Consider the following 6,338-nt stretch of genomic DNA (forward strand, 5'->3'; position numbering starts at 1 on the left):
AAGGGCTGGAATCCCTATCTTGCCGGTGCGCTGACGGGGCTCCTTCTCATCCTTTCGGTCTGGGTGGCGGGCAAGTACTTCGGGGCCTCCACAACCTTCGTCAGAGGCGCGGGGTTTGTGGAAAAGGCTTTCTCGCAGGAAAGAGTCGCCCAGATGGAGTACTTCATCAAGGAACTTCCCAAGATCGACTGGCAGTGGATGTTCGTCGTCGGCATATTTTTCGGCTCCCTTATCGCCTCGATGACGTCGAAATCCTTTCGGTGGCAGGGCGTTCCTACGATGTGGGAGGGAAGGTTCGGGCCGAACAGAACGAAGCGCGCCGTCACGGCCTTCCTGGGCGGTGCGATAGCCATGTTCGGGGCGCGCCTGGCCGACGGGTGACCGAGCGGTCATGGGCTGAGCGGTTCGCTCCAGCTGGCTGTTAGCGGTTTCATTTCCCTCATTTGTTTCTTCGTCGGCGGCCTCATCGTCGCCCGCATCCTTTATCGGGGAGGTGCCGGAAAATGAACGATCTCCTCTATGGCATCATAACAGGCATCATCTTCGGTTTTCTCCTTCAGAAAGCCCGTGTCATACGCTACGATAAGCAACTGGCGGCTTTGCGCCTCATGGATATGACCATCGTCAAGTACATGTTCACGACGGTGCTCGTTGCCATGGTCGGCGTCTATCTTCTCAAGGACCTGGGGTTGGTGAAGCTCTCCATCAAGACAACGATCCTGGGAGCCAACATAATCGGCGGGCTCATTTTCGGCGCGGGCTGGGCTCTTCTCGGGTACTGCCCCGGGACATCCCTCGGCGCCCTCGGTGAAGGGCGCTACGATTCCATATGGGGGATCGTGGGCATGCTCGCGGGGGCGGCGGTCTTCGCCGAGCTTTTCCCGCTCATGAAAAGAACGGTCCTCACCTGGGGAAACTTCGGCAAGATCACCATCCCGGGCATCCTCGGCATCAACCACTGGATCGTCATTGTAATAGTGGTAGTACTGGCGGTCCTGATGTTCCGGTTCTTTGAGAAAAAAGGACTTTAGAAGCTGGGTGATGGGTTATGGGTGATGGGTTATGGGTGATGGGTAACGGGTGAAGGGTGATGGGAGGGACGGTTGCGCTTTTCCCATGACCCATGACCTATTGCCCATAACCGCATCTTTTAAAGGAGTGTGCCATGTCTGTTGAGCGTCTTGTTGTTATTGGCGGGGTTGCCGCGGGGATGAGCGCGGCGAGCAGTTTCAAGAGGCTGAAACCTGAAGCGGAGGCGATGGTCCTGCAGAACGACCATTTTATCTCCTACGGGGCCTGCAGTCTTCCCTACTACATATCCGACGACGTGAAGGATATCAACAGGCTCATATCCCTGACCCCGGAGATCGCCACACAGGAACGGGGCATCACGGTGCTTACCCGACACGAAGCCCTCTCCGTAGACCCTGTGAAAAAGATAGTGACGGCCGTGGACCTCGACAGAAACGAGGAGAAAACAATATCCTACGACCGTCTCGTGATCGCAACCGGAGGACTGCCGGTGCGCCCTCCCTTCCCGGGAATAGACCTCGGACACATCTTCACCCTGAGGACCCTCCACGACGGCATCGAGATCAAGAGGTTCATAGACCGGTGGTCTACCTTCGAACCCTGCGTCGGGCCGCAATGCGTCTACATGAACCCCTTCGGGGCCGAGAAGCGGCCCATGCGGGCCTCTATCGTCGGGGGTGGCTCCATAGGGATGGAGATGTGCGAGTCCCTGAGAAAAAGAGGGGTCGAGGTTACCGTCTTCGAGAAGATGGACCGTGTCCTCGGCACCATGGACACGAGCATAACGGGCATCGTCGAGGAAAAACTGGCCGCCGAGGGCGTGAATCTCATGAAAGGGGTTTCCGTCCAGAGCTTCGAAGGGGACAGCGGTGTCGTTACCCGCGTCATCACCGACAAAGGGGTATTTGACACCGACATGGTCCTTCTGGTGATCGGAGCGAGGCCGAACGCGAAGATCGCTGTCGATGCCGGGATCGAGCTTGGCGCGGGCGGGGCGATAAAGGTGGACGATCATCTGAAGACCAATATCCCCGATGTCTATGCCGCCGGCGATTGTGCCGAGGCAACGCAGATGGTCACCGGCAAAAAGGCCTACATCCCCCTGGGAGCCACCGCCAACAAACAGGGTCGAATAGCGGGCGAGAACGCCGCCGGCATGAACAACGTCTTTGAAGGCGTGGTGGGAACGGCCGCCACGAAGATCTTCGATCTCGAAGTGGCCCGCACGGGCCTGTCACCCCTCGAAGCGGAAAGGGAAGGCATCGACCACTTCGTGTCCACCATAAAGGGCAGGTCGAGAAGCACCGCGTGCCCCGAGGGCAAACCGATCACGGTGACCTACGTGGTCGAGAAAACGTCGGGCAGGCTTCTCGGCGCCCAGATGGCAGGCAACGAGGGCGTCGCTCACAGGATAGACACGCTCGCGGCGGCCCTTTACAGCAGGATGACCCTCGATGATATCGCCCGTTTGGACCTTGCCTACGCGCCGCCTTTCGCCACGGTATGGGACCCGATACTTGTCGCCGCCAACGTTGCTCTGAAAAGATTGCAAAAGGAAAGGTAACTATAGTATACAGTTGATACAACCCGGTGAGAACATAACGGTCGATAGGTCCAAGAATACTGCGGTCCAGGAGAGGTCATGCTGCACCACGCGTTGTCATCCGTTGAAGAACGTATGTCCATGATCGAGAAGTCCCAGTGGGGCGAGGGATTGAGCCGCGAGGACATGGAGCGGTTCGCGCAATACCTCTACGTCGCCAGGGCTGAGCCCGATGAGCCCATCTTCAACGAGGGGGCCATCGAACCTTACATGTGTTTCGTCGCCGACGGCCTCGTCAAGGTCACCAAGGGAGACTCCAAGAAGAACGTCAAGACCATATGCGAGATCGGCCCCGGCAGGACGGTCGGTGAAATGAGCATCATCGACGGCCTGCCCCGCTCGGCGTCGGCGGTGGCAGTGGATGAAACAACGGTCCTCGTCCTCACGAAGGAGAACTTCGAACTCCTCCTTGACGATAACCCCAAGCTGGGGGTCGCCCTCTTCCGAAGACTCGCCCAGATGATAAGCCACAGACTGCGGGTGTCGGACTGGATGCTCGTCGAATATATATACGAATCCTGAAGACGGTTTTAAGTTTTAGGTTTTACGTTTTAAGTGAAAGAAAAGAAGACGGTTTTAGGTTTTAAGTGAAGGATGAGAGGCCTTTTCCTGACGGGGTGCGGTGTTGCCTGCCAGTTCCTTTGCCCGGGATGGCTTTTTTGTTTTTCACTTAACACCTAAAACCTAAAACTTAGAACAGTCTTCAAAACCTTTCCATCCGTCCCGTGTTGCATTTCGGGCATCGTTTGCCCGTCATTTCAAGCAGGGTTCTGATGTGTTCGGATTCGCAGTGGGGGCAGACGAGGGCGTCTTTTCTGAGGTCAAGGCCGAACTGACCGAGACAGTCGATGCACACACAGGCCGAGAGGTAGCCCACGCGCTCTTCCATGAGGTCGATCATCGCCTCCTGTGAAGCGGCAAGGGCCTCGCAATCATGAAGGGATTCCTCTTCCATGCGGAGCATCTGGGCGATTATCTCGCGCTCGCCGTGGTCCTTCAGCGGTATCCTGTCCCCCCTGTCATTCTGCAAGTAGAGATACCCGCCATTCGACTCGTCCAGGATATACCCGCAGGAATTGCACCGGTACCCGTAGATGGTGGTCCTTTCGTAGAAGTCTGCTTCAATTCTTTCCGGGTTCATGGCCGTAACGCTCCTTTGATATGTAGTACCATTCAAACATCCGGGCAAGCTTTCCAATTTGTTCCTCCTGGAGTATATTGTCGATCCGTTCCCTCGCCGCTCCGATAAGCATCGCGTTCGCCTCGTCGCAATTCCCCTTCGATATGAGGATGACCGGGACATCGATGGCGTGGGCATAACCAGCCTCGAAGGCAACCCCCGTGTCAGAGTCGTCAACGAGGGCGACGACGACGTCGCAGTTCTCCAGCATCCGAAGGCAGGTTTCCTTGACGGTCCGGCTCAGCTTGAGCTTCGTCTCCCTGTTCCCTTCGATGTTGGGCGTGTCCTCGAAGGGGTCGACGATCCCGACCGCTTTTCCGTATTCGCTCTGTCTGAGGGCGGTCCTCAATTTCCCCAGGAACTCCCTTTTGAAGTTCTCCTGGGACTCGTTGAAACAGGGATGAGCGAAATAGATATGCATGGTCACCTCATCACAGCCTGAAGAAGAGTGTGAAATTTCCGTTCCCGGCGGTATCGTAGTCCGAAGCGCCCTGTACACTGCCCGTGTTCCAGACGCCGTCATCGTAAGCCTTGTCGAGGCCCCGGCACACATCGGAGGGCATACCCTCGAACGCCAGCCAGTGACCTGCTTCGGCCGTTCCGGGAGCATTGTACGTGAGGGCCACGTTCCCGTTGAAGACGTGCCTGGGATTCGTAAACCCTGTCCCGCCGAGGAGACCTGCCTGCCTCAGCTCGGACCAGAGGTCGCACTGCTCCGTTCCCGTTCCCGCGCAGGAGAAATCAGGGGCCGTCACTGACGCGCCCACGCCTACCCGCCCGTTCCCGTTGCCATTCGTGGCACCGCTGTACCGCGAGGAAGCGCCGGGGTCGTCACCGGCAAAATACGCGAAGCGGCCGTAGTAACCGGAGAAAGCAGCGGCGATATCCTGTTTCTGTTTGAAGACCTGCTTCATCTGCCCTTTCACGATAAGAGACTGGCCTTTCACGACAAGGGCAACGATGATGCCGATGATGACCATCACTATGGTCAGCTCGACGACGGTAAGCCCGGAGGTTCTTCCTCCGGTACCGGTTGTCCTGAAAGTGTCGTATCTTTGGTCTTCTCTCATCATGTCTACAGTCAATATAATGGGGATCGGGAAGGCCCCGCAAGATGTAGGTTTAATTTACAGATAGGGCGGTTTTACAGGTAATTTTCGTTTACAGATACGGTGATTTTACAGGTAATTCCGGTCTACGGATAAAGGATGTTTACACCAAGAATGGAAGAGTGAAGGATATTAAAGGGTTTGATCCGGGACGATGACGCCGGGCGGCGCGCCCTTCATGAGAGTGACGGTGAATTCGACACCTCTGTCGGTGTTTGCCACCGTCATATTGCCCCCGAATTTTTTTACGACGTGCTTCGCCTGGAAGAGGCCGATGCCGAGCCCGGACTTCTTTGTCGTAAAGAAGGGCTCGAACATCCTGTCCATGTCCTTGATGGGACTGCCCGTATCGTAGATGACGGTTGTGACCGTCTCGCCTTCTTCCCTGACAGAGGCATGGCACTCCAGCTCGGGCTCGTTCATTGATTTCTCGTGCATGTTCTTTATTATGTTGTCGAAGACGGTCACCAGCTTATGCCTGTTGACAAAGACGCTGCCCTCCCCCGACGCCTGGCCGTTCATGCCGTAGAGCTCGAAAAGCTCGCGTATCGTGGCGAGAACATCGACCTTTTCGATCTCGCCTTCGTCGCCCTCCTTTTCCGAGCCCATCTCCAGCGTGGCAAGTATCTTGTCCGTTCTCACGGAAAGGGCGGGCGCCGATTCCCGCAGGTACTCGACGAACCTGTGCTCCCTGTCCGCGCCGCCTATCCGCGCGATGTTGTAGAGAAGCCCCTTGATGAATTGGGTCACGTTCTTCACATCGTGGAGCAGGAACGTCTGGAGCCTGGAAAAGTTGTAGAGGGCGTCGTTGGCGACCTTTATCTTCATCAGGAGGTCCATCTCGATGAGGAGAAAAAGGGTCTCAAAGATGATCATGTAGATGTATCTCTGGTAGCCCCGGGGACTGACTGTCACGATACCGAGGCCGATGGAGTAGTCGGGCCGCGTGACCTTCCTGGTTATCACCCTCCTGTGTCCCGGACCCGGCTTTGAGAGAACCTTCTCCCCGTAGGTTATGTCATAAAAGACATCGTCTATCTCGGCCTTCTTCACGAGTTCCCGGACTCTTGGCAGGAAGAGGCCGATGTCGTAGTTGCACTCGCTGTTCGCCTCCACCATCTTTAACTGGACCTTGAAGGCGCGGTTCGTCAGGTACCGCAGGTACAGGAGGATGACAAGGACCATCAGGCCCGACACGATGACGAGCATGTACATCGATTGGATAAGCCTAAGCGTTATCATCGATGTCCTCCCGGCGGAAGCCGAACTTCTTTATGAAGTAATAGACACTCTCCCTCTTGACGCCAAGCAACTTGGCGGATTTGTACACGTTGAAGTTGGTATCCTTGAGCACCTTCAGGATGATGTTCTTCTCCGCCTCCTCACGGGCAGGCTGAAGCCCCTTGCCCACCTC

Annotated in this window: 9 protein-coding genes; 4 read left to right on the forward strand and 5 right to left on the reverse strand. The window is 56.4% G+C overall.

The genetic code is table 11. From position 1 onward, the window contains the following. The 4 genes from GXX82_16305 to GXX82_16320 form a co-directional block, all read left to right on the forward strand. Window positions 1–507 (forward strand): YeeE/YedE family protein (locus tag GXX82_16305; GenBank protein ID NLT24606.1); only part of this gene is annotated, 507 nt, incomplete at its 5' end. Then, window positions 504–1,031 carry a YeeE/YedE family protein gene (locus GXX82_16310; GenBank protein ID NLT24607.1) on the forward strand — a complete coding sequence of 176 codons (528 nt, stop codon included), beginning with the start codon at window positions 504–506 and terminating at the stop codon, window positions 1,029–1,031. The genes GXX82_16305 and GXX82_16310, both read left to right, overlap by 4 nt. Before the next feature lie 134 nt (window positions 1,032–1,165). Next, window positions 1,166–2,596, forward strand: a complete 1,431-nt coding sequence (locus tag GXX82_16315) for an FAD-dependent oxidoreductase (protein NLT24608.1) — start codon at window positions 1,166–1,168, stop codon at window positions 2,594–2,596. A gap of 78 nt (window positions 2,597–2,674) precedes the next feature. Then, a complete protein-coding gene (locus GXX82_16320; protein NLT24609.1) occupies window positions 2,675–3,157 on the forward strand; it encodes a cyclic nucleotide-binding domain-containing protein in 483 nt (160 codons plus the stop codon). A gap of 181 nt (window positions 3,158–3,338) precedes the next feature. Here GXX82_16320 and GXX82_16325 read toward each other — a convergent pair whose 3' ends face one another. The 5 genes from GXX82_16325 to GXX82_16345 form a co-directional block, all read right to left on the reverse strand. Then, window positions 3,339–3,776: a hypothetical protein gene (locus GXX82_16325; protein ID NLT24610.1), complete on the reverse strand. Its 438-nt coding sequence runs from the start codon at window positions 3,774–3,776 to the stop codon at window positions 3,339–3,341. Beyond that, entirely contained in the window at window positions 3,757–4,236 is a 480-nt protein-coding gene (locus GXX82_16330; protein NLT24611.1) for a hypothetical protein, read from the reverse strand. The genes GXX82_16325 and GXX82_16330 overlap by 20 nt, the downstream gene beginning before the upstream one ends. 10 nt (window positions 4,237–4,246) lie before the next feature. Continuing rightward, complete coding sequence (locus GXX82_16335; protein NLT24612.1) at window positions 4,247–4,888, reverse strand: hypothetical protein; 642 nt, start codon at window positions 4,886–4,888, stop codon at window positions 4,247–4,249. Between the two features lie 168 nt (window positions 4,889–5,056). Continuing rightward, window positions 5,057–6,166: a GHKL domain-containing protein gene (locus tag GXX82_16340; GenBank protein ID NLT24613.1), complete on the reverse strand. Its 1,110-nt coding sequence runs from the start codon at window positions 6,164–6,166 to the stop codon at window positions 5,057–5,059. Beyond that, window positions 6,153–6,338 (reverse strand): Fis family transcriptional regulator (locus tag GXX82_16345; GenBank protein NLT24614.1); only part of this gene is annotated, 186 nt, incomplete at its 5' end. The genes GXX82_16345 and GXX82_16340, both read right to left, overlap by 14 nt.

This window comes from Syntrophorhabdus sp. (assembly GCA_012719415.1).
Classification (GTDB): domain Bacteria; phylum Desulfobacterota; class Syntrophorhabdia; order Syntrophorhabdales; family Syntrophorhabdaceae; genus Delta-02.

Excerpts from the sequence above, each read along its gene's own strand:
- GXX82_16330 (NLT24611.1), bottom strand. The coding sequence starts at position 4,236 with ATGCATATCTATTTCGCTCATCCCTGTTTCAACGAGTCCCAGGAGAAC.
- GXX82_16315 (NLT24608.1), top strand. The coding sequence starts at position 1,166 with ATGTCTGTTGAGCGTCTTGTTGTTATTGGCGGGGTTGCCGCGGGGATG.
- GXX82_16320 (NLT24609.1), top strand. The coding sequence starts at position 2,675 with ATGCTGCACCACGCGTTGTCATCCGTTGAAGAACGTATGTCCATGATC.
- GXX82_16325 (NLT24610.1), bottom strand. The coding sequence starts at position 3,776 with ATGAACCCGGAAAGAATTGAAGCAGACTTCTACGAAAGGACCACCATC.
- GXX82_16310 (NLT24607.1), top strand. The coding sequence starts at position 504 with ATGAACGATCTCCTCTATGGCATCATAACAGGCATCATCTTCGGTTTT.
- GXX82_16335 (NLT24612.1), bottom strand. The coding sequence starts at position 4,888 with ATGATGAGAGAAGACCAAAGATACGACACTTTCAGGACAACCGGTACC.
- GXX82_16340 (NLT24613.1), bottom strand. The coding sequence starts at position 6,166 with ATGATAACGCTTAGGCTTATCCAATCGATGTACATGCTCGTCATCGTG.